Here is a 20,926-nt window from a genome sequence, read left to right as displayed (position 1 = left end):
ACTCCTGTCAGGCGATGACGGGCAGCGTGAACCTCAGCGGCCTGCCGTCCGAGGCTCGCGTGTGCTTCGTCACCTCGGCCGCGCCCAGCCCGTGGCGCTGCGGCACGAAGGTGGCGTGCGGGTCCTTCGAGGACGCCTTGCCCGCCTCGTAGATGGCGTGGCGCGTCGCCAGTGCGCCCGCGGTGCCCAGGGCGCTCGACGTCAGCTGCTTCCAGCGCTGGCGACCCGGCAGCACGTCCAGCACCAGGCTCGCGGCGGTGCAGAGCCGGGCCATGCGCCAGAGGTGCCGGACCCGGCCCTGCTCGAGGGGGCGGGACAGCGCCTCCGTGCGTGACAGCTCACGCTCCACGGCGGCCTCCGCGGCCAGCGCCCCCTGCTTCCCGGCGATTCCGAAGCGTCGCACCACCTGGCGCTCGCGTTTCGAGTGCTCCGGCAGCACTTGCAGCAGGCTCGCCGCGCTGGCCATGCTTGAGGCGATGAACAGGAAGGGCAGCGTCCTCCGCGCCCGCTGCCACACGGGCACCGCCGTGTTGGAGAGCAGCACCGCCGTGTAGCCAGCCAGCGGCAGGCCCAGCACACCCGCCACCCCGGACGCCACGTTGCTCAGCTTCTCCAGCGCGCCTCCGCGGTGTCCCAGCACCATGCCCGCGACCGCGACGGTGTTCAGCGCGCCGGACGCCGAGAGAATCCAGGCCCCCAGGTTCATGGGCGAGGTGGGGCGGAAGACGCGCAGCATGTTCAGGAAGCGCGCGGGCCGCCCGAGGTCCTGGATGAGCAACCCGGTGCCCACCACGTCTCCGACGAGCCCGAGCCACCGGCACCGGTGCCCGAGCGGCTCCAGCCGACGGCCTCCGAGCAGCTCCGCCGCGGCGCCCAGGGTGCTCGCCGCGCCCGCGAGCCCGCCCACGTAGAAGTACACGGGAATGGTCGGCAGCCACACCGGGGCCTTGATGGCGGCCACGCCGTAGTAGCTCGGGGCCTCCTCGGCGGGACCGGAGCGGGAAGGGAGGGTCGTCAGCAGCGTCGGCGCCGGGTGCGCGTGGGCCAGGTCCTTCACCTCCTGGCCGGCGGCCTCGCCCATCAACGCGCCTCGCGTCGGGTCGATGTTGCGCCCGTCCGAGGTCTGCTCGAGCCGCTCCAGCAGCGTCCGCCCTTCCTCCAGCCGCTTCATGTCCGCGCCTCCCGTTCGAGCAGCACCACGCCCAGGGCCACCGCGGCCATGCCCAGCGCGCCCAGCGCCACCGAGGCCCAGGCGGCGGGCTGCTTCATCGTGGGGACGACCGGGTCGGGGGGGAGGTTGTAGACCTCGGGCTTGTCCACCAGCAGGAAGAAGGCGTTGAGTCCTCCCGTGCCCGGCTGGTTCTCCGCGTCGGCGCCGTAGAGGTACGCGTCCGTCACGCCCAGCCCCTGGAGCTTGCGCACGCGTTGGTCTGCCCGCTCCCGGAGCGCGTCCAGGTCGCCATAGACGATGGACTCGGTGGGGCAGGCCTTGGCGCACGCGGGCGTCATGCCCTCGCCCAGGCGGTCGTAGCAGAGCGTGCACTTCCAGGCGCGACCGTCGTCCTCGCGCCGGTCGATGACGCCGAAGGGACACGCCACCACGCAGTAGCCGCAGCCGTTGCACACGTCGGGCTGCACGTACACCGTGTCGAACTCCGTCTTGATGATGGCGCCGGTGGGACACGCCTCCAGACACCCGGCGCGCTGGCAGTGCTTGCAGACGTCCGACATCATCAGCCACGAGAAGTCACCCACGCCCGTCTTCTGGCCCGGCAGTGGAACGGGCCGCTCCACGAAGGCCACGTGGCGCCAGGTGGAGGCGCCCAGGTCTCCCGTCTGGTCGTAGGACATGCCGGTGAAGTGCAGGCCGTCATCGGGGAGCTGGTTCCACTGCTTGCACGCCACCTCGCAGGCCTTGCAGCCGATGCACAGGGTGGTGTCGGTGAAGAAGCCCTTCTGTCCCATGCCTACTTCTCCTCGCCCTGCTTCTCCTGCCAGGGCGCGTGCGTGGGCTCTCCCGCGCGCGGGCCGTCACGCCGCGCCTCGGGTGTCCCCGCCGGCAGCGGCGGCACCGTCGCGCCCGCGGCGGCGCGAAGGCGCGTGGCCCGCCGGCCCGCGACGATGTCGCACGTGAGCGCCTTGGACTCCTGGATGTCGGTGTTCGGGTCGGCCACGAAGGACAGCAGCTCGTTGGCGCCGGCGCCGCGCGAGCGGCCCGTCACCCCCCAGTGGTACGGCAGGCCCACCTGGTGCACCCACGTCCCGTCCAGTCGCAGGGGGCGGATGCGCTCGGTGACGAGCACCCGGCACTCCACGTCCCCGCGCGCCGTGCGCAGCGTGGCCCAGCCGCCGTTCATCAGGCCCCGCTCGGCGGCCAGCTCCGGCGACACCTCGCAGAACTGCTCGGGCTGGAGCTCGCTCAGCCAGGACAGCCAGCGGCTCATGCCTCCCGCGGTGTGGTGCTCGGTGAGGCGATACGTGGTGAGGACGAACGGGTAGCGCGGGTCGCCCCAGGCGCGGTGGTAGGGATTGTCCCGGCGCCGCCACTCCTCGCGCGCGGGGTTGCACTGCTGCCCGTAGAGCGCGTTCTTCACGGGCGACTCCATGGGCTCGTAGTGCGTGGGCAGCGGACCGTCTATCAACCCGCTGGGGGCGAAGAGCCAGCCCTTGCCGTCCGCCTGCATGATGAAGGGGGCGTCTCCCCCCAGCGCGTTCACCCCCGTGGTGCCCACGGGCGGGCGGTAGGTGGGCTCGCGGTCCGGGATGAAGTCCGGCACGTCCTCGCCCGTCCACTTGCGCGCCGCTGCGTCCCACCAGACGTAGCGCTTGCGCTCGCTCCAGGGCCTGCCGTCGAGGTCCGCCGAGGCGCGGTTGTAGAGCAGCCGCCGATTGTCCGGCCAGGACCAGCCCCATTCCGGCGCGACCCAGGACTGCTCGCGCCCCGGCTTGCGGCGGGCGGGCTGGTTGACGCCGTCCTTGTAGCAGCCCGAGTAGAGCCAGCACCCGCTGGCCGTGGAGCCGTCGTCCTTCAACTGCTGGAAGCCACCCACGGGCTTGCCGTCCACCACGGTGTAGCCGTTGATTTCCTTCAGCACCGCCTCGGCGGAAGGCTCCTGGTGCGCGCCGTGCGTGGGGTAGTCCCACGTCAGGTTCTGGATGGGCAGGTCCTTCGACTCCGTCGAGTCCGCGTAGAGCGCTCGGAGCCGCCGGCCCAGGTGGAAGAGGAAGTGCAGCTCGCTGCGGGCGTCGCCGGGCGGCTCCACGGCCTTGTGGTGCCACTGGAGCAGCCGCTGCGTGTTGGTGAAGGTGCCGTCCTTCTCGGTGTGCGCGGCGGCGGGGAAGAAGAAGACCTCCGTCTGGATGTCCTCCGTCTTCACCTGGCCGCTCTGGATTTCGGGGGCGCGGCGCCAGAACTCGGCGGTCTCCGTGAGCGTGAGGTCGCGCACGACGAGCCACTCCAGCTTACGCAGGCCCTTGCGCTGGAGCGCTCCATTCATGGAACCCACGGCGGGGTTCTCGCCCATGACGAAGTAGCCCTTCACCCGGCCATCCGCCATGTCCGCCACCGTCTGCATGTGCGAGTGGTTCCCGCTCAGCTTGGGGAGGTGGTCGAAGAGGTAGTCATTGCCCGGGTGGGCCGCGGCGCCGAACCACGCCTTGAGCAGGGAGACGATGTACTGCGGGAAGTTGCTCCACCAGCCCGCGCCCGACTCGTTGTTCTTGACGTACTCCGACAGCGAGTGCGCGTGTTGGGCGTGCGGCATCGGCAGGTAGCCGGGCAGCAGGTTGAACAGGGTGGGGATGTCCGTGGAGCCCTGGATGGAGGCGTGGCCCCGCAGCGCGAGGATGCCGCCGCCAGGACGGCCGATGTTGCCCAGGAGCAGCTGGAGGATGGCCGCGGTGCGGATGTACTGCACGCCCACCGAGTGCTGCGTCCAGCCCACCGCGTAGCAGAAGGCGCTGGTGCGCTCGCGGTTCGAGTTGGCGCACAGCGTCTCGGCCACCTCGAGGAAGAGCGCCTGGGACACGCCGCAGATTCGCGAGACGTGCTCCGGCGTGTAGCGCGCGAAGTGGCGCTTGAGGAGCTGGAAGACGCAGCGCGGGTGCTGGAGGGAGAAGTCCTGGTGCTCTTCCGTGATGTGCGTGCCCCGCACCACGCCGCCCGCGCCGGCGCCCGGCTCGGCGAAGAGCTCCTTGTGGCCCGCCGCGGGCACGGAGCCATCCACGCCCTGGTATTGCCACGACGCGATGTCGTACTTGTTCTTGTCGGGCTGGTAGCCGCTGAAGAGGCCGTCCAGGTCCTCCGTGTCCTCGAAGCCCTCTCGGATGAGGGTGGGCGCGTTGGTGTAGTGGACGACGTACTCCTTGAAGTACCGCTCGTTCTCCAGGACGTAGTGGATGATGCCGCCCAGGAAGGCGATGTCCGTGCCCGGCCGGATGGGCACGTGCAGGTTCGCCATGGCGCTGGTGCGCGTGAAGCGCGGGTCCACGTGGATGATGGTGGCGCCACGGCCCTTGGCCTCCATCACCCACTGGAATCCCACGGGGTGACACTCGGCCATGTTCGAGCCCTGGATGACGATGCAGTCCGAGTTCTGCAGGTCCTGCTGGAAGGTCGTCGCGCCGCCTCTGCCGAACGAGATGCCCAGACCGGGCACCGTGGAGGAGTGTCATATTCGGGCCTGGTTCTCGACCTGGACCATGCCCAGCGCGCTGAAGAGCTTCTTGATGAGGTAGTTCTCCTCGTTGTCCAGCGTGGCGCCCCCCAGGTGGGCGATGCCCAGCGTGCGCTGCACCTTCAAGCCGTTGACGTCGCACGCTTCCCAGGTCGCGTCGCGGGTGCGTTTCACGCGCTCGGCCACCATGTCCATGGCCCGCTCCAGGGGCAGGACTTCCCACTCGGTGCCGCCGGGCCGCCGGTAGAGCACGTCCTGAATGCGGTGGGTCCCCGTGACGAGCTGGAACGTCGCCGCGCCCTTGGGGCATAGCCTCCCACGGGAGATGGGCGAGTCTGGGTCCCCCTCGATGTCCAGGATGCGGCCGTTCTTCACGTACACGTCCTGGCCGCAGCCCACGGCGCAGTAGGGGCAGATGGACTTGACGACCGCGTCCGCCTCCGCGGTGCGCGGCCCCAGGCGCCGGCTGCGCTCGCTCATGGCCGTCTCGTGGAGGCCGGTGACGTCGCCTTCCTTCAACTGCCGGAGCACGGGCCAGCGGGCGAGCAGGTCGAGGAATCCCACGGCGTACCTCCAGGTGACAACCGCGCCTCTCAAGATGGCACCTCGCGAAGCCAGGGGGCCCGGGAGCCTGCGATGCCCTCGAGGGCAGGCCGTCTCCGGCGTCACTGGCGCAACACCTCACGCCATGAAGACGTCGGTTGCGTGACGAGCGCGAGCCGCGCGCCGGTAGACCCAGGCGACCGTCTGGCCGAAGAGCAGCGTCTGGACGGCGAGCAGGCTCCGCTCGCCGCGAGTCCAGTGCGAGGCGGGAGGGGTGAGCCCGAGGCGAGGGAAGGCCACGTGCTCTCCGAGCAGGACGGTGGCGCCGAGCACCCAGCCCGCGCCCCGGCCACCCCACGCGGCATGCCTGCCGCCCAGCGCCGAGAAGAGCACACCGAGCGTCGTGCCGTAGGCGAGGCGTAGCAGCTCGCCTCCCACCCGGGTTGCTCGCGCCGACGGCGTCCAGGCCACGTTGGCCGCCAGCGCTCGGACCAGGGCCGGTGCGGCATAGGGAGGCGGGCGGCCGAGGGCACGGTCGCGGAGCCGGGCGAGGCCCGCCACGGCCAGCGCGCCCGCGGCACCCGCGAGGCCTCCCGACGCCAGCGTCGCGCTCGTGGGCATGCGGAACACCGTGGCCCGATGGTTGGGGGACATCCTCGTCTCACGCTCCAGGAGGGAAGGGCTCCTGGGCCGAGCTTGGGCTCGCTTCACGTCTCGGGCCATGGCTTCAGGTGCGTGCCGCGCTTGCCGCCTCGCTTGCCAGCCTTCAGGCGAGGGCGTGGTGCCATGGGGCGTGTGAGGAGCTCCCGCCTGGAGGCGCGATACAGAAGGCTGCGAAGTGGCGGGAGACTCAGGCCCCCTGGGGCAGGGGTGTCGTGTGTCCACAGGCGCGGTTGGCCGGAACGGCGAAGTCGAGCTTCCGGGGCTTGGGGAGGTTGAGGTTCTCCATGATGTGGATGAACTCCTCCCGGCTCCTGCCGGCCACGCGGGGGTTGTGCTGCTTCTCCTCAGCGATGCTCGTCACCGTGCGGCCCTGGTAGTCATGGCCCGGGTAGACGAGCGTCTCGTCGGGCAGGCCGAAGAGGACACGGGTGAGGCTGTCGTAGAGCTGGCTCGCGTTCCCGTTCTGGAAGTCGGTGCGGCCGTTGCCGCGCACGAGCAGGGCATCCCCGGTGAAGACGCGGTCGTCGAGCAGGTAGCTGATGCTGTCATCCGTATGACCCGGGGTGGCGAGCACCTGGAAGACAAGCTGTCCGACGCGCACCTCGTCCCCATGGCGCATCTGGACGTTGGCGCAACGGGCACCGCCCACGCCGGCCACCACCGTGGCCCGGGTGCGCTCGCGCAGCACGCCCGACGCGGTGATGTGGTCCGCGTGGACGTGCGTGTCGAAGACGTGGGTGAGCGTGAGGTTCAGCTCGGCCGCCAGCTTCAGGTCGCGGTCGGCCTGCTCCAGCACGGGGTCGATGAGCACGGCCTGGCGGGTGGCTTCGTCCCCGATGAGGTAGGTGTACGTCGAGGATTCGGAATCGAAGAGCTGCCGGAAAATCATGTCAATGCCTCCTGCCCGTGAGAGCTCGGGGCGTGGAAGAAGGATTCAGCAGGCACCGGTGAATCCTCTGCCCCCCGCGACGGCTCTCACCGGGCGTCATCAGTGACCGGGGGCCCGCCGCCTTCGGTGCCGGAGGCAGCCTCGCCATGAAGGTCGTTCTCGTCGTCACCTCCGCCGCGTCCGGAGCCCGCCGAGGCGGGGACCGGAGCCCGTCGATGTCCGGGAACTCCGCGCGGCGCACCTCGTGTCATCTCCGCCATCTCGTTTCTCTCCTCGCAAGGTGCCCCACGATGCCCCGTCTCCTGCCCGTGCTCGGCGCGCTCCTCGTCCTGGTCTCCGGCTGTGCCTCGCCACGGCCCGAGGTCATCGCGCGTGCTCCCGCATCCCAGCGCCAGCAACTCACCGTCCTCTACGTGGCGGACCTGCACGCGCAGTTGCGCGCCCACCCCGAGCTCTTCTGGCGCGACGGGAAGGAACGCATCGAGCTGGCGGGTGGCTTCGCTCGCGTCGCCGCCGCCATCCAGCAGATTCGGGCCGAGCGCGGTGGCGATGTGCTGGTGCTCGACGGGGGTGACACGATTCAAGGCTCGGGCGCGGCGGCGCTCACCGAGGGCGGTGTGCTCATCCAGCCGCTCAACGCGCTCGGGCTGGACGGCGCGGTGCCCGGCAACTGGGAGGTGGTGTACGGCCCCGCGATGCTGCGTCAGCGCGCCCGTGAGCTGAAGCATCCGCTCTTCGCGGCCAACCTGCGCGACGCGGCCAGCGGCGAGCGGCTCTTCCCGCCTTACCTGGTGAAGGAGGTGGGCGGGGTGAAAGTGGCGGTGGTGGGCTTCACGGACCCGGACGTCCCGCGCCGGCAGCCGCCGGAGTACAGCCAGGGGCTGCGCTACGACGGCCCGGAGGCGCTGCCGGCGCTGGTGCGCGAGGTGCGCGAGCGCGAGGGCGCGCAGGTGGTGCTCTTGATGACGCACGTGGGGCTCGCCAAGGCCGTGGGGCTGGCCGCCAGGGTGCCCGGTGTGGACGTCCACCTGTCCAGCGACACGCATGAGCGCACCTATGTCCCCATCGAGCAGGCCGGGAGCTGGGTGGTGGAGCCTGGCGCCTTCGGCTCCTTCCTTGGCCGGTTGGACTTGTGGCTGGAGGACGGGAAGGTGGTGGACCGCCGCTGGGAGCTCATCGAGCTGACCGCGTCGCGCTTCCCCGAGGACCCGGAGGTGGCGCGATGGGTGGACGCCGCGCTGGCGCCACACGACGAGGCGCTCTCCACACCGGTGGGGCACACCGATGTGACGCTCGCGCGCTACGCGGTGGTGGAGAACCCGCTGGACAACGTGCTGGCCGACGCCATCCGGGCCGCGGGCGGGACGGAGATTGGCCTCTCCAATGGCTTCCGCTTCGGCACGCCGCTGCTGCCCGGGCCCGTGCGCGAGGCCGACCTGTGGAACCTCTTCCCCGTCACCAACATGCTGAAGACGGGCAAGGTGAGCGGGCGTCAGCTTCGCGCCTTCTGGGAACAGGAGCTGGAGAACGTCTTCGCGAAGGACCCGGAGAAGCGCTTCGGCGGGTGGCTGCCGCGTCCCTCGGGGATGACGCTGCGCTTCCGCGCGGACGCCCCCAGGGGGCAGCGCCTGCTCGCGCTGGAGGTCGGCGGCGAGCCCGTGGTGGATGAGCGCCTCTACACCGTGACGGCCTGCGAGCGGGAAGGGGACGCGCCGGACATGCTCTGCCGCATCCCCGGCGTCCAGGAGCCGCGCGTGCTCGACCTGGACGCGCACGAGGCGGTGCGCCGCTTCCTCGCCGGCGGGCCGCGGCTCAGCGGCGCGCTGGAGGGGCGCGCGGTGGGCGAGGACCTTCCCGCCGTGCTTCGCACCCAGCAGGTCCAGCCGTGAGCCCCTCTTCAACGCAGACCGTGGCCGCCCACCTCGCGCATGGCGGCACGGAGCCCCTGAAATGACCGCACCTCTCGCCGCTTCTGAATCGACCGCCACCCCGTCCTCGCCGGGAGGCGCCTGGCGCCGGCGGCTGCCGGGCCTCGGGCTCGCCGCCGGGCTGGCGGTGGTCAGCTATGGGCTGGCCACGCTGCCCGGCCTCGAGGTGGTGGGGCCGCTCACGGTGGCCCTGCTGATTGGAATCTCGCTGCGCACGGCCCTGGGACTGGCGCCCGTGTGGGTGGAGGGCACGCGCTACTCGGCGCGCACGGTGCTGCGCCTGGGCATCGTGCTGATGGGCGCGCGGCTCGACTTCGGGCTGGTGGCGAAGGTGGGCCCGCGCGTGCTGCTGCTGTCCCTGGCCGTCATCGTCGGCGGCATTCTCGGCATCCGCTGGGTGACGCAGCGCTTCGGCGTGCCGGAGAAGCTGGGCACGCTGCTGGCCGTGGGGACCTCCATTTGCGGCGCCAGCGCGGTGGTGGCCGCCAGCTCCGTCACGCGCGCGGAGGAGGAGGACACCACGCTGGCGGTGGGGCTGTGCGGAATCCTGGGCACGGTGGGCGTCCTCTTCTACGTCTTCGTGGGGCCGCTGCTGGGGTTGAGCTCCGCGCAGCTCGCCATCCTCTCGGGCGCGACGTTGCACGAGGTGGCGCAGGTCATGGCCGCGGCCTTCACCTGGGGCACGTCCGCGGGCGACCTGGGCACGCTGGTCAAGCTCACCCGCGTGGTGCTGCTGGCCCCCGCGCTCGTGGTGCTGGGGTTGGCCTCCGGCGCGGGCGGGGCGGTGCGCTACTCGCTGAAGGAGCCGCCCATCCCCTGGTTCGTCATCGGCTTCCTCGCGGTGGGTGTGCTGGGCACGGTGGGCGTGGTGCCCGCAGCCGCCAAGGCGTGGCTGTCCACCGCCAGTGTCTTCCTCATGGTCATGGCCATGGCGGCCATGGGGCTGGGCACCCACCTGAGCATGGTGCGCCGCGCGGGCATGCGTGTCGTCTACGCGGGCCTCGTGGGCTTCGCCGCCCTGGCGCTGGCCGCCTGGGGCCTCATCCAGTTGCTGTCCATCCAGTAGCCCTCGAACGGATTTGGAGCCCATCCCGATGAATCGCTTCCTGCTGCTGCTCGTCACCGCGCTCGTTACCGCGCCCCTGGTCTCACCGGCCGCGGCGCCATCCCAGCCCGACCCGAAGCCGGTGCCCGCGCGCCAGGGCAAGCTCGTCTTCGTGGCCACCACCGGCCTGGAGGACATCAGCACGCTCTCCAGCTCCTTCCGGCACGCGAAGAGTGCCAAGGCATCGGGCTACCTCTCGGACGTGGTGTGGCTCACCTACGGCCGCGCGGTGGTGGCGCTGGACCCGACGGTGAAGGCCGTTCCGGAGGAGGTCCGCAAGCAGGCTCAGGAGGCGGCGGCCGCTGGCGTGCGGCTGGTGGCCTGCGGCACCGCGCTCCGGAAGTTCGGCATCGACCCGAAGAAGCTCCAGCCCCAGGCCGAGGTGGTGGACAACGGCGTGGCGGAGCTGGCGCGCCTGGTGGCCGAGGGCTATCAGGTCATCCGCTACTAGCGTCGATGCCGCGGGTGCACGCGGTGCAGCGCCGCCTGCGTGCCGTGCGGAGCCCCGTCCAATTGAAGGAGGGGACGGAGCGCCGACCCGTGCTCCATCGGGGGCGCGAGTGCCAGCGTGGGCGGAGCGTGCGCTGCCTGACAGCGCATCTGCAATGGCCTGGACGGGGGCAGGTGCTGGACCGTTCGCGAGGCGCCACACGAGCGCTCGCCGACATGAGGCGCATTCCGACGAAGGTCCGCCCTGATTAGGTCCGCCGCGCGAACTGGAGGCAGACCATGGACTCGGACGAGAACAACGCACCTTCCCGCCGTCAGGTCGTCGGCGGGCTGGCCACGGGCGTCGCCGCCGTGCTCGCCACACCGGCGCTGGCGCAGGACGGAGGGACGGCGCCTGGGGCCGCAGCGCCGCTCCAGGACCCCGTCACCCTGTACCCGAAGCCCCCCTTCCCGAAGCAGTCGCAGCCCTGGCCGGGCCTCGCCAGCAAGATGCAGCCCCGGCCGGACCACGGTGAGAAGAGTTACAAGGGCTCGGGCCGGCTCTCGGGCCGCAAGGCGCTCATCACCGGGGGCGACTCTGGCATCGGACGCGCCGCCGCCATTGCCTATGCGCGAGAGGGCGCGGACGTGGCCATCAACTACCTGCCCGCGGAGGAGCCCGACGCGCAGGAGGTCGTGGCGCTCATCAAGGCCTCGGGGCGCAAGGCGGTGGCGCTGCCCGGCGACATCCGGAGCGAGGCCTTCTGCAAGAAGCTCGTCGCTGACGCGGTGAGCAGGCTCGGGGGGCTCGACATCCTCGTCAACAACGCCGCCCGGCAGCAGAGCCACGACTCCATCCTCGGCATCACCACCGAGCAGCTCGACTGGACGCTGAAGACGAACCTCTATGCGATGTTCTGGATTACCCAGGCCGCCGTGCCGCACCTCAAGCCGGGCTCGGCGATCATCAACACCACCTCCGTCGTCGCGTACGACCCGCCCGAGAACCTGCTCGACTACGCGATGACCAAGGCCGGCATCATGAACTTCACCCAGTGCCTCGCCAGGCAGCTGGCGAAGCAGGGCATTCGGGTGAATGGCGTGGCGCCGGGGCCTTTCTGGACGCCGCTCCAGGTGTCCGGCGGGCAGACGCAGGAGAACCTCGTCAAGTTTGGCGGGAACACGCCCATGGGCCGCCCCGGCCAGCCCGCGGAGCTCGCGAGCATCTACGTGGACCTGGCGAGCCCGGGGACCAGCTACTCCACCGGGCAGATTTTCGGCGCCACCGGCGGTCGCGGCGGTCCCTGAGCCGCCTGCCGACCTGGCCGCCGGAGTCGCCCATGCTGCCCAGCGGGCCGGTGGCCGTCTTGTCGAGAAGCGGGGCGTCCCCACCGTTGATGCATGGAACCGAAAGACCGTTCACCGGACATCGACAAGAAGAAGGGCGAGCTGTCCCCTCGGGAGGCGGCCGCGCAGGAGTACGAGACGGGGCAACGCGACCTGCGGCGAAGCGAGGGCGAGGACGCTCCTTCTCGCAAGGAGCCCGAGCAGGAGGAGTCCGGAGGGGAGGGCACTCAGAAGGCGTGAATGGCCAGCCCCGCATGCGGGATGACCGCGGATGCAGGACCATGGCGCGCCCCGTGATGGCGCAGGTGCAGGCCTGCGCTGCGTGTCCGACGGGCGAGCACGCAGGGGGTGGGCGCCTGACCGAGTTCGCAGATTGGACCCATGAGCGACGAGTCTGTGAGCGCAGGCGGGGAAGGGGTGGGCTCGGGGGCATGTGCCCGGCTCCTTGCCAACAGGGAGCGCATCATCGCCCTCTGGGCAGAGCGCATGCGGAAGGAGGTCCCCGCCGCCGCCGGCGAGAGCCACCCCCTCCTCATCGACACGATGCCCGCCCTGCTGCGGCAGCTGGCCGAGGCCATCGCCCCCCGGCACCCCCGACGCACCGCCACGGAGGGGAGCACCATCGCCGAGGAGCACGGCGGTGAGCGTGTCCGCATGACACGGTTCCGCCTGGAGGACCTCATCACCGAGTACAAGCTGCTGCGCGAGACACTCTTCGCGGTGCTCGAGGAGCAGGAGCCGCTGACCGAGGTGGAGCGGAACACGCTCAACGCCTCCGTGGACCAGTCCATCGCGAAGGCCTGCACCGCCTACGTGCTGGTGGAGGAGGGGCTCCGGGAGCGGCTCCTCGCCACGCTCGCTCATGACCTGCGGGGACCGTTGAGCGCCGCCAAGGTCAATGCCGGCCTCATCCAGCGAAAGCCGGCCGGGGAGCAGGTGCCGCAGTGGGCCGCGCGGATCACCGAGAGCATCGACCGCGCGGACCGCCTCGTGCAGAACCTCCTGGATGCCATGCGAGTGCAAGCCGGCGGCCGGGTCCCGCTCACCCTCGAGGCGTGCGACCTGAGGGACATCGTGCGTCAGGCTGTCGAGAACCAGCAGGCCGAGCACGGCGCACGCTTCGTCCTGGTGGCGCCTGAGCCCGTGCGGGGGTACTTCGCGCAGGACCCGCTGCGGCGAGCGGTGGAGAACCTGGCTGGCAACGCCGTGAAGTACGGCACCACGTCACGGCCCATCACCATCACCGTGAGGCAGACCCACGAGCGCGCCTTCATCCTGGTGCACAATCACGGAGGCCATATCCCCGCGGAGCAGCAGCCGACTTTGTTCCAGGCCTATCACCGACTGCCAGCGGCGGAGGCGGGCGGCGCCCAAGGCTGGGGGTTGGGGCTGGTCCAGGTCCGGGGCGCCGCGGAAGCCCACGGCGGGAGCATCAGCGTGGACAGCCTTCCGGAGCGAGGCACCAGCTTCACCATCGACATCCCCAAGGATTCCCGCCCCTTCCAGCAGCGCCCCGCGCTCGCGCGGTGAAGGCCCGGCCACGGGGCCGCGGCGAGCGCCCCGACGCCAGCGCCTCACGGCGGAGCCGGTTGTACCAGCGCCTCGGGGCTCGCCTCGGGGGACGGCGCGTCGAGCGCCAGGTAGACCTCGAACCACGCCAGGTACGTGCGCCAGGCCGGGTCGCTCATGTCGATGAGGGAGCGCCGCGCGTCGCCCAGGCGCTTGGTCACGTCGAAGGGCATCGGGGTATCCCCCTTCTCGTTCAGCTGCGCCGCGAACCAGAGCACGTCCAGCTGACCGGTATCGATGGTCGCGTGGGTGCGCGACACGAGCTGGTCCGCGTGCTTGAGCGCTTCACCCAGCCAGCGGGCCGCGTGGGCTGGGGCCTGGCGGTCCACCGCGTTCTCCGCCAGCCGCAGCTCCGCCAGCGTCACCGCGCGGATGTCTTCATCGCGCTCCAGCTGGTCGAACTGCTCCAGGTGCAGCTCGCGCCGCTGTTCGAGCGCCACGGCCGCGGCGTCCAGCCGCCCGAGCCGGGTCTCCGCGTTCGCTCGCAGCCCCGCGGCGATGAGCCGGTAGGAGCGCAGGACATGGTCCGGGGTGGAGTGGGCCCACTTCAGCGCGCTCCGGACCGCCGGCGTCGCCAGGTCGCGCTCCACCTGGTCCAGGTCCTCCAGCGTCCGCTGCGGGTGGCCCGCGCCCAGGGCCGCGGCGCTGCGCGCCAGACGGACCACCAGCCGGTTGCGCAGGCCCTCCTCATCCTGGGGCCCCGCGTCCACGAGCGGCAGCTCCCGGTCGTAGAGCGACAACGCCCGCTCGAAGCGGCCGGCGGCGAGGTTGTAGAGCGCCGCGCGGTCCAGCGCGAGGGGAAGGAACCGGGACAGCCTCGGCGCGGCCTCCACCATGGCCAGGGCCTGGTCCGCCGCTTCGGCCGCATCCGCCTCGCGGTCGACGTGCAGCAGCGCTCGGGCCCGGGCCATGGACACCGCCAGCCCGGCCCAGTTGTCCACGTAGGGCAACCTGTTCCGCTGGTCGAGATAGCCCAGGGCGATGTGGAAGTTGCCCACCTGCGTGTGCAGCAGCCCCAGCGCGCCGAGAATCATGGCGCGATAGCGGACGTTGTAACGCATCAGGTCCAGCGCGACCATGTAGTAGCGGTTGGCGCGCTCGGCGGCGGCCGGGTCGCGGTTGCGCAGGAAGTCCTCGTGGTGGATGGCGCCATAGAGGGCCTGCACCACGCGCTGGTTCTTGAGCTCCGGCCACGCCGCGCGCAGCTCGCGCACGGCCGACCTCACGCCCTGCTCATGTGCGCTGCCTTCCAGTTTGGACAGCTGGCGGGCGGTGACGTAGGCCCTCACGAAGTGCGCGAGCGGCTTCTCCATGTCGGGGACGGTGGTGGTCACCTCCTTCTCCACCACGTCGGGGCTGACGCCGGCACGCAGGCGCAGGTTCATGGCTTCGACCGCGCTCTCCAGCGAGCCCGTGCGCTGCGTCACCAGGTCGAAGTCCGCGCGGGCCGCGTCCAGGCGCTGCCGCGCCAGCCGGCGGTAGGCGCGGCCCATCATCGCGCGGCGGAACAGCCGCTCTGCGCGGCGCCGCTCCTCCGTGCCAGGAGGGGCGTCGTCGACGTAGACCATCGCCAGGGACTCCATCACGCCGTCGGCGCCCAGCTCCGAGGCGCGCTCCACGGCGTCCTGCACCACCACCCGCCGGCGGAGTGGATCCGTCTGTTGCCGGTAGAAGGCCAGCAACGCCTCCCGAACGGCGCGGGGAGGGCGCTCGCCGCGGATGGAGTTGACGTGCCGGCCCAGCTCCAGCGCGAACGCGTAGGCCGAGCCTGCCGGTGCCGCGGCGAGGGCCTGCGCCATGGCGGCGTCCGCCTCGTCGTAGGGGCGCCCCCGGTACAGGGCGCGCACGGCGGCGCGAGCGAAGTCGAGCTGGTCGTCGGCCGGGAAGACCCTGTGCTGCGAGAGCCGGCGGCTCGCCTCGACCAGGGCCTCCCGGTCATCGAGCTCGCGGTACAGCGCGTCCGCTCGCGCGTGATACGCCTCCAGGACGCCTCGCGGCGTGGCGTCCGCCACCTTTGCGCGGGCGGCTTCGAGCTCCTGGCGGGCCCGCGTGAAGTCCCCCGCGTCGTCCGCCAGCTCACTGCGGACCACGTGCTGGAAGACCTCCGTGGCCGGGCTCGGCGCGTTGGCGGGGTCCAGCGCCGCCATGCGCTGCTGCTCGGCGACGCTCAGTTCATCCACCATGCGGCCCCGCTCCCGCTCCTTCAGGGCGCGCCGGTGGTCGACGAGGATGAGCAGCGGCTCCTCGAGGCCCGCGGTGGCGGGGTCGCTCACCGACCGCATGTGCCGGGCGTAGAACGCCGCCGCGCTGAAGTCCCCGAAGGCCAGGTGAAGCATGCTCAGGCGCATCATCAGCAGGCGCTGAAGCTTGGGGCGCGTCTCCTTCAACAGCCGGTGGCGATAGAGCAGGAGCTCGTCCTCGCGACGGCCGACCATCCTCAGCTCCTCGCTGAGGCGACGCGCGTCCCAGGCGCTGGGCACCAGGCCATCCAGCGGGAGCTGGTACACGTCCAGGGACTGTGAGCGCGAACACGTCGCGACGAGAGACGCGCTCGCGGGCGCCGGGTACTGGCAGTTCCAGGCCTCGCTGGTGAGCTGGTCCGGGCTGGCCGCGGCGGCTTGTTCGACCGCGTCCTCGCGCTCCGTCGCGAACGGCACCCGGAAGAGCACGCCGCTGTCGCTGGCGTCGATGACTCCATCCGCGTTGGAGTCCGTGAAGAACTGCACCACGTACAGGAAGCGCCCATCGCGCGAGAACACCGGCTGGCCGGACTGCCCCGGGATGTCGAGGGAGAGCGGGATGGGGGCGGCGCCGGGGCGATCCAGGCGGAGCGCCTCCAGATGGGGCGCGGCGCGAGCGGCGAAGCCGGGGCCCACCTGCTGCACGGACCGCTCGATGGGGACGTACACCAGCCAGCGGCCATCGGGTGAGAGGGTGGGGCTGGTCAGGTTGCGATCGAGCAGGGGGCTCACGCGCCAGCTGTCCAGCTCCACCCGGGACAGGTGGAGGTCACCCTGGATGGTGGCCCGGCTCACCAGCGCGATGCGCGAGTTGTCCATCCACTCCGCCTGGAGCGCGCTGCCGTCTGCCGTGAGGCAGCGGCGCTCCTTCGCGGCGGGCAGGTCTCTCACGCACAGCTGGCCACCCGCCTGGTCTCGAAACGAGATGTAGAGCAGGTGTTTTCCGTCCGGGCTGATGCGCGGCCAGGTCACGTCCGCGCCTTCATCGAAGAGCCGGCGTTCGCGGCCCCGCTCCAGGTCCTGCGTGTAGATTTCGGTCGCGATGTTGCGGTTGGACGCGAAGATCAACGTGTTCCCGTCGGGCGCCAGCTGCCCCAGGAACTGGTCTCCCACGCCCACGGTGAGCCGGGTGAGCGTGCGCAGGCCGCCATCGTTCTCATCGTCCTGGGCCCAGGCGGTCCCCGCGAGGACCGCGGCCACGACCACCCAACGGCGCCCGCGCGTCAGCACTTCTTCTCTCCCCAGGTGCCGTCCGCGGCCTCGACCCAGCCCCCACAGACGACGCCCTCCGAGTGCATCCGCTGCCAGTTCTGGCGCAGCGTCTCCTCCGGGACGCCGGGACGGACGGACTTCATCCACTGCCAGAGCTGCTTCCGGGAGCGGTTCACCCGCTCGACCAGGGCGACGTCATCGGACGTCATGCGTCCGGCCCGGCAGCGGCGCCGGGTGGCCACCAGCAGCCCGTCCTTCCCTTCGCCCACGCAGTGCCGCCGCAGCAGATCGTCGATGCGGTCCGCCGGCGTCCTGCCGATGTTCTCGACCAGCGGCGTGGGCTGGATGCCCAGCTCCTCCAGCTGGTTGGGGGTGAGCGGCGCTGGCGTCGGATTCATGCCCGCGCGGGCCAGCCGCTGCTCCACGTCCTTGAACGAGCCCGAGGCCTGTTCCTCGAGCGCCGTGGCGCGGTCGACCATGACGATCTCCGGGGCGCTGATGCACCCGGGAGCGACGAGGGCGGCCCACAGCAGCAACCCACGATGTCTCATGGCGTGGTCTCCGGAGGGGTCATGGATTTGATGAGCTGATCGACGATGGGGCCCATGGGAATGCCCCGGATTTCATCGATGCTGACCAGCTTCGCCAGGCCACCCATGGTGATGCTCAGGCTGCCGAAGCCGCGGTTGAAGCTCACCCGCACGTGCTCCGGGTAGCCCAGCTTCAAGGCATAGCGGACGCGATTGGTCGCGGGGTCGACGTGGCGGGGGTCTTCGATGTCGAGCAGGTCCAGCAGGTGGCGATTGCCAATCCGGAGAATCTCCGCGCGCCCGTCGATGCTGCGGTCCTTGGCGGAGATGACCACTGCGGCATTGCCGTCGAAGGGCTCGCCTCGGGACGACTGCACACCGGTGGCCCGCACGCGCGCCTCCAGGGTGGAGCGCTTGCCCTGCCAGTCCAGCAGCCACTGCCCGGTGATGCGCCCTCCGCGAACGCCCATCTCCAGCTGCGTCATGGCGGCCACGTGCTGGTTGATGGACAGGTTGCCCGCCAGTGGCGCGATGGTGGCGAACGGCGTGGTGATGCGCCTGGCGGTCACGTACCCGCTGCGTGAGAGCAAGGGGTGCTGGTCGGCGAAGCGCAGCATCGGGTAGGGATTCACATCGATGTCGCTCAGCAGCCGCACCTTGCCCTGGGCGAGCTCCAGGTCCTCGGTGAGCGGGACGTTGCCGTCCATCGCTTCGATTTCGAAGCCCTGTTCGGGGAGCTTCAGGTGCAGGTCCTGGAGACGCAGGTTGGAGAAGGTCCGGTAGACGACCAGGTCGGGCGAGGCCACCCGGAAATCCACCGTGACCTTGCCCTTGCCCTCGACGGTGCCGGGCTGCGTGAGCTTCGCCATGTCCTGGGCCAGCTCGCCTCGGAGCCCCAGTCGGCGCCGGTCCTCGCTGAGGTCGAGCCGCGCCCGGACCTTCAGATGGGTGCTGGTGGCCGCGTTGGTCAGCTGGAGCTCGGGAACATGGATGACGCCGGTGGGCTTGCGCCGCGCGGAGAGTGACGCGGTCACGTCCTGGATGGGGTAGGGCAGCGCGGGATTCTGCTCGAGCGTGCGAAGGCTCAGGTGCTGCTTCAGTCCGATTTCCCCCGCCTCGAGCGCCTCGGTGAAGGTGGCGGTGGTGTCACTGACCAGGTCCCGGAAGACCAGCCGGCTGTCGCTCAGGCCGACCATGAGGCGCTCCACGCGCAGGTCGCTGTGGAGGGTCCGCCCTGGCCCATCGACGCGCGACGCCACCTGCCAGCGCAGCGCGGGAACGTTGACCGTCAAGGCATCCTGCCGCCAGCGGATGCCGCGTGCATCCACCACCGCGGTGCCGTCGAAGCTGGCGGTCCGCTGCGGGTTGGGCGCCATCCGCGGGGTTCCATCCGCGGCAAATCCCGTGAGCACGCCGCGCAGCGTGCCGTGCAGCTCGAGGCCCACGGACAGCCGCGAGGTGTCGAGCTCTGGAGGGAGCTGGGCCTTGGCCAGCAGCGGCGCCAGCGGGGCGAGTGGAGGGACCTCGCCCTTCACGTCGCAGCGAAGCGCGCGGGCCTTCCGGTCGAACGCCAGCGCCACATCGAGCGCGAGCTTCGGCTCCGCCTGGCTGGCGAGTCCGAGGCGGAGCGCGGGCTTCCGGCGGTCGAGGTCCAGGGTCAGCGTCTGGTGCTGAAGGCCGATGTCGGTCTCTCCGGCCCGGAGCCCCTCGACCCGGAGGTCCAGGGCCCCCTTGTGCCGCCACGCGTCTCCCTGCGAGCGCACCACCATGGCGACGCTTCGGGCCTGGATGTCATCCCAGGCCGGCTGTTCCAGGCGCAGCTCCGTGTGGTGCTCCAGCCGTGGAGCAGGGGAGAAGAGCGCCGCCACGCTGCCCTTGGACGAGAGGCTCACGCCCAGCTTGCGCCACGGAAGGCGCGCCGCGACCTCGTTGGGAATGAAGGGGCGGGCCGGGACGAGGTCCGGGGTCCTCACGGCCAGGGTGTAGGCGACGTCATCGGCTCCCTTGGTGGCGTCGAGCGTTGCCTGCAGCTGGCCCACGTCGACCACGAGCTGGGCTCGGCCACGGCTGAGCTGCGCCGCGTCCAGCTCGGGAAACACCTCCGAGGCATCGAGCTTCACGCGCACGGGCCCCTCGAGCACCTCGCGCCCGTCGGCCAGCACGACGCGGAGCACCTCCACGGGGAGGTCCGCGCTCAAGGTGTACGGCGCCTCGCCGGCCAGGGGGGCCTGGAGCTGGAAGCCCATGCGCTCCACCTGTGCCCGGATGTCGGGCGTCCGGAGGTCCAGCGCCTCCACCCGGCCCGACAGCGTGGCATCCCCCGCGACCTGGAGCGGCGATGACGGCTCCGGCCGGAGCTGGTGCCCCTTCAATTCGCCCTGCGCCTTCGGGATGCGCACGGCCGTGGGGCCTCCGACGTCGAGCCCCTCCAGCCCGAACGCCACGCGCGCGGCCAGGCCCCGCTGCGGGTCAGGTGTCGCCTCCAGGGAGACCCGCCCGTTGCCGAGCGTCAGAGGGAGCTGCTCGCCCGGCATCCGGAGCGAGGCGACCTCCACGTCCAGGCCCAGCTTGCCGCGAGGCCCCAGCTGCGGCATCGCGCTGAGCGTGACGTCCTGGGCGTCGAGATGCACCTTGCCGTGCTGGAGCGAGAACGGGCGCAGGTCCGCCGGGAGGGCTTGAAGCAGCTTGGCGAGCTCGATGTCCGCGAGGGCCCGCGACACGACGGGGGACGCGTCCGCCGCGTCGGGGAGCACGACCTGGCCTTGGAGCTCGGCGCTGTCCGTCAGGCGGGTGCGCTCCAGCTCGACGGCGATGCGCTGGTTCTCGACGTCGAACCGCGCGGACGCCGCGCCGTGCAGCAGGGCGCGGACCGAGAACCGTGGGTCGAAGGTCTGCCGAGCGACATCGAGGCCGATCCGCACGTGCGCGGCCGATGCGTCAGCCTCCAATGAGAGGGCCAGCTCCAGTTGCGCGAGCGCGGGGGGCGTGTCCGACGTCTCGCGGCTCACCTCGAGCGGGAGCGGGGAGTCTGTCTGGCCCAGGTTCGCGAAGACCTTCCATGCCCCTTCCTCTTCCTTCGCCTCGACCGTGGCCGCGAGGCCCTGCAGCGACCAGCGCTCGAGCACGTCTCCGTCCCGGACGCGGACGTAGTGCAACGACACGCCGGACACCTCGACCTGCCGCACGGGAAGCGCGGCTCCCAGGAGGTCGGCGGCCTGCCGCGAAGGACCCACGGGCGCTTCAACGGGCGGAGTCTCCGTCGCCTCGGTTCCTGACGACAGGCTCGAAAGGGACGTGGGGCCGGCGTCGTCGGCGACCAGGGCGAGGGCCACGTCTCGCACCACCACCCGCTCGACCAGGGTGGTTCCGCTCAGGAGTGAGCCCGGAGACCACTGCGCCTCCAGGGCGCCGAGGCGCAGCAGCTCCGGCGCGGCATCCTGGAACGGGGCGGGTGTGCGCACCACCAGCCCTTCCAGCCTCAGCCCCGAGAGCAAGGAGACCTGGGCGGCCTGGTAGTCCACCTGGAGCCCCGTGGCGGCCTCCACCCTGGGAACAATCTGCCGCTTCAGCCAGGGGCGGGCGAGGTCGTGCAGCAGGAACACCGCCGTCAGCAGTGCCAGCGCGGGAAGCGCAACAAGACTCAGGAGCACGCCCGCGATGATTCGAGCCCACCGCTGGCGAGGCCGTTCAGCTCTGGTGGATTCCATGTGGCCCGGTGACGCGAGCGGCCATCATCGTCAGGAGCAGGGGGGAAGTCGAGGACCGGTTGCGGGCGAGCGGGCAGGCGTCAGGTCG

Annotated in this window: 14 protein-coding genes; 6 read left to right on the top strand and 8 right to left on the bottom strand. The window is 71.3% G+C overall.

The window, feature by feature from the left end:
- Window positions 1-7 precede the first annotated feature (7 nt).
- From nrfD to VZL07_RS37225, 5 genes are all read right to left on the bottom strand, one after another.
- Complete coding sequence (gene nrfD / locus VZL07_RS37245; RefSeq protein ID WP_426752719.1) at window positions 8-1,171, bottom strand: NrfD/PsrC family molybdoenzyme membrane anchor subunit; 1,164 nt, start codon at window positions 1,169-1,171, stop codon at window positions 8-10.
- Window positions 1,168-1,965, bottom strand: a complete 798-nt coding sequence (locus VZL07_RS37240) for a 4Fe-4S dicluster domain-containing protein (protein WP_426752718.1) — start codon at window positions 1,963-1,965, stop codon at window positions 1,168-1,170. The genes nrfD and VZL07_RS37240 overlap by 4 nt, the downstream gene beginning before the upstream one ends.
- A gap of 2 nt (window positions 1,966-1,967) precedes the next feature.
- The gene (fdh, locus tag VZL07_RS37235; RefSeq protein ID WP_426752717.1) at window positions 1,968-5,240 is read right to left on the bottom strand and encodes a formate dehydrogenase; all 3,273 of its coding nucleotides are present in this window, start codon (window positions 5,238-5,240) and stop codon (window positions 1,968-1,970) included.
- A 117-nt stretch (window positions 5,241-5,357) separates the two neighbouring features.
- Window positions 5,358-5,873: a hypothetical protein gene (locus VZL07_RS37230; protein ID WP_426752715.1), complete on the bottom strand. Its 516-nt coding sequence runs from the start codon at window positions 5,871-5,873 to the stop codon at window positions 5,358-5,360.
- A 196-nt stretch (window positions 5,874-6,069) separates the two neighbouring features.
- Window positions 6,070-6,771 carry an MBL fold metallo-hydrolase gene (locus VZL07_RS37225; protein WP_426752714.1) on the bottom strand — a complete coding sequence of 234 codons (702 nt, stop codon included), beginning with the start codon at window positions 6,769-6,771 and terminating at the stop codon, window positions 6,070-6,072.
- Window positions 6,772-7,061: 290 nt separating this feature from the next.
- On the opposite strand from VZL07_RS37225, the gene VZL07_RS37220 reads away from it, so the two are divergent.
- The 6 genes from VZL07_RS37220 (at window position 7,062) to VZL07_RS37195 (ending at window position 13,110) form a co-directional block, all read left to right on the top strand.
- Window positions 7,062-8,660 carry a bifunctional metallophosphatase/5'-nucleotidase gene (locus VZL07_RS37220; RefSeq protein WP_426752712.1) on the top strand — a complete coding sequence of 533 codons (1,599 nt, stop codon included), beginning with the start codon at window positions 7,062-7,064 and terminating at the stop codon, window positions 8,658-8,660.
- 61 nt (window positions 8,661-8,721) lie between these two features.
- Window positions 8,722-9,765 carry a YeiH family protein gene (locus tag VZL07_RS37215; RefSeq protein WP_426752711.1) on the top strand — a complete coding sequence of 348 codons (1,044 nt, stop codon included), beginning with the start codon at window positions 8,722-8,724 and terminating at the stop codon, window positions 9,763-9,765.
- Window positions 9,766-9,793: 28 nt separating this feature from the next.
- Window positions 9,794-10,255 (top strand): DsrE family protein, encoded by a 462-nt coding sequence (locus VZL07_RS37210; RefSeq protein WP_426752710.1) that lies wholly within the window; start codon window positions 9,794-9,796, stop codon window positions 10,253-10,255.
- A gap of 278 nt (window positions 10,256-10,533) precedes the next feature.
- Window positions 10,534-11,541 carry an SDR family oxidoreductase gene (locus VZL07_RS37205; RefSeq protein ID WP_426752709.1) on the top strand — a complete coding sequence of 336 codons (1,008 nt, stop codon included), beginning with the start codon at window positions 10,534-10,536 and terminating at the stop codon, window positions 11,539-11,541.
- Window positions 11,542-11,634: 93 nt separating this feature from the next.
- A complete protein-coding gene (locus VZL07_RS37200) occupies window positions 11,635-11,820 on the top strand; it encodes a hypothetical protein (RefSeq protein ID WP_426752708.1) in 186 nt (61 codons plus the stop codon).
- A gap of 141 nt (window positions 11,821-11,961) precedes the next feature.
- Window positions 11,962-13,110 (top strand): sensor histidine kinase, encoded by a 1,149-nt coding sequence (locus VZL07_RS37195; protein ID WP_426752707.1) that lies wholly within the window; start codon window positions 11,962-11,964, stop codon window positions 13,108-13,110.
- Window positions 13,111-13,154: 44 nt separating this feature from the next.
- Here the strand turns inward: VZL07_RS37195 and VZL07_RS37190 are convergent, their stop codons facing one another.
- Genes VZL07_RS37190 through VZL07_RS37180 form a run of 3 tightly spaced genes read right to left on the bottom strand, consistent with a single transcriptional unit; the run spans window position 13,155 to window position 20,838 of the window.
- Entirely contained in the window at window positions 13,155-16,619 is a 3,465-nt protein-coding gene (locus VZL07_RS37190; protein ID WP_426752706.1) for a hypothetical protein, read from the bottom strand.
- Window positions 16,613-17,152: a DUF1318 domain-containing protein gene (locus VZL07_RS37185; RefSeq protein ID WP_426752705.1), complete on the bottom strand. Its 540-nt coding sequence runs from the start codon at window positions 17,150-17,152 to the stop codon at window positions 16,613-16,615. Before VZL07_RS37185 ends, VZL07_RS37190 begins: the two co-directional genes overlap by 7 nt.
- Window positions 17,149-20,838, bottom strand: coding sequence for a hypothetical protein (locus VZL07_RS37180; protein ID WP_426752704.1), 3,690 nt, complete (start codon window positions 20,836-20,838; stop codon window positions 17,149-17,151). Before VZL07_RS37180 ends, VZL07_RS37185 begins: the two co-directional genes overlap by 4 nt.
- Between the last annotated feature and the right edge of the window lie 88 nt (window positions 20,839-20,926).

Source organism: Pseudomyxococcus flavus (genome assembly GCF_050038885.1).
GTDB lineage: Bacteria > Myxococcota > Myxococcia > Myxococcales > Myxococcaceae > Myxococcus > Myxococcus flavus.
Note: the sequence above shows the minus strand (reverse complement) of the source record. Positions and strands in the feature narration are given on the sequence as shown.

Bases quoted from the DNA above. Each gene is read 5' to 3' on its own strand.
- VZL07_RS37225 (WP_426752714.1), bottom strand. From the start codon at position 6,771: ATGATTTTCCGGCAGCTCTTCGATTCCGAATCCTCGACGTACACCTAC.
- VZL07_RS37210 (WP_426752710.1), top strand. From the start codon at position 9,794: ATGAATCGCTTCCTGCTGCTGCTCGTCACCGCGCTCGTTACCGCGCCC.
- VZL07_RS37215 (WP_426752711.1), top strand. From the start codon at position 8,722: ATGACCGCACCTCTCGCCGCTTCTGAATCGACCGCCACCCCGTCCTCG.
- VZL07_RS37195 (WP_426752707.1), top strand. From the start codon at position 11,962: ATGAGCGACGAGTCTGTGAGCGCAGGCGGGGAAGGGGTGGGCTCGGGG.
- VZL07_RS37200 (WP_426752708.1), top strand. From the start codon at position 11,635: ATGGAACCGAAAGACCGTTCACCGGACATCGACAAGAAGAAGGGCGAG.
- VZL07_RS37220 (WP_426752712.1), top strand. From the start codon at position 7,062: ATGCCCCGTCTCCTGCCCGTGCTCGGCGCGCTCCTCGTCCTGGTCTCC.
- nrfD (WP_426752719.1), bottom strand. From the start codon at position 1,171: ATGAAGCGGCTGGAGGAAGGGCGGACGCTGCTGGAGCGGCTCGAGCAG.
- VZL07_RS37185 (WP_426752705.1), bottom strand. From the start codon at position 17,152: ATGAGACATCGTGGGTTGCTGCTGTGGGCCGCCCTCGTCGCTCCCGGG.
- VZL07_RS37240 (WP_426752718.1), bottom strand. From the start codon at position 1,965: ATGGGACAGAAGGGCTTCTTCACCGACACCACCCTGTGCATCGGCTGC.
- VZL07_RS37230 (WP_426752715.1), bottom strand. From the start codon at position 5,873: ATGTCCCCCAACCATCGGGCCACGGTGTTCCGCATGCCCACGAGCGCG.
- VZL07_RS37205 (WP_426752709.1), top strand. From the start codon at position 10,534: ATGGACTCGGACGAGAACAACGCACCTTCCCGCCGTCAGGTCGTCGGC.
- VZL07_RS37180 (WP_426752704.1), bottom strand. From the start codon at position 20,838: ATGGAATCCACCAGAGCTGAACGGCCTCGCCAGCGGTGGGCTCGAATC.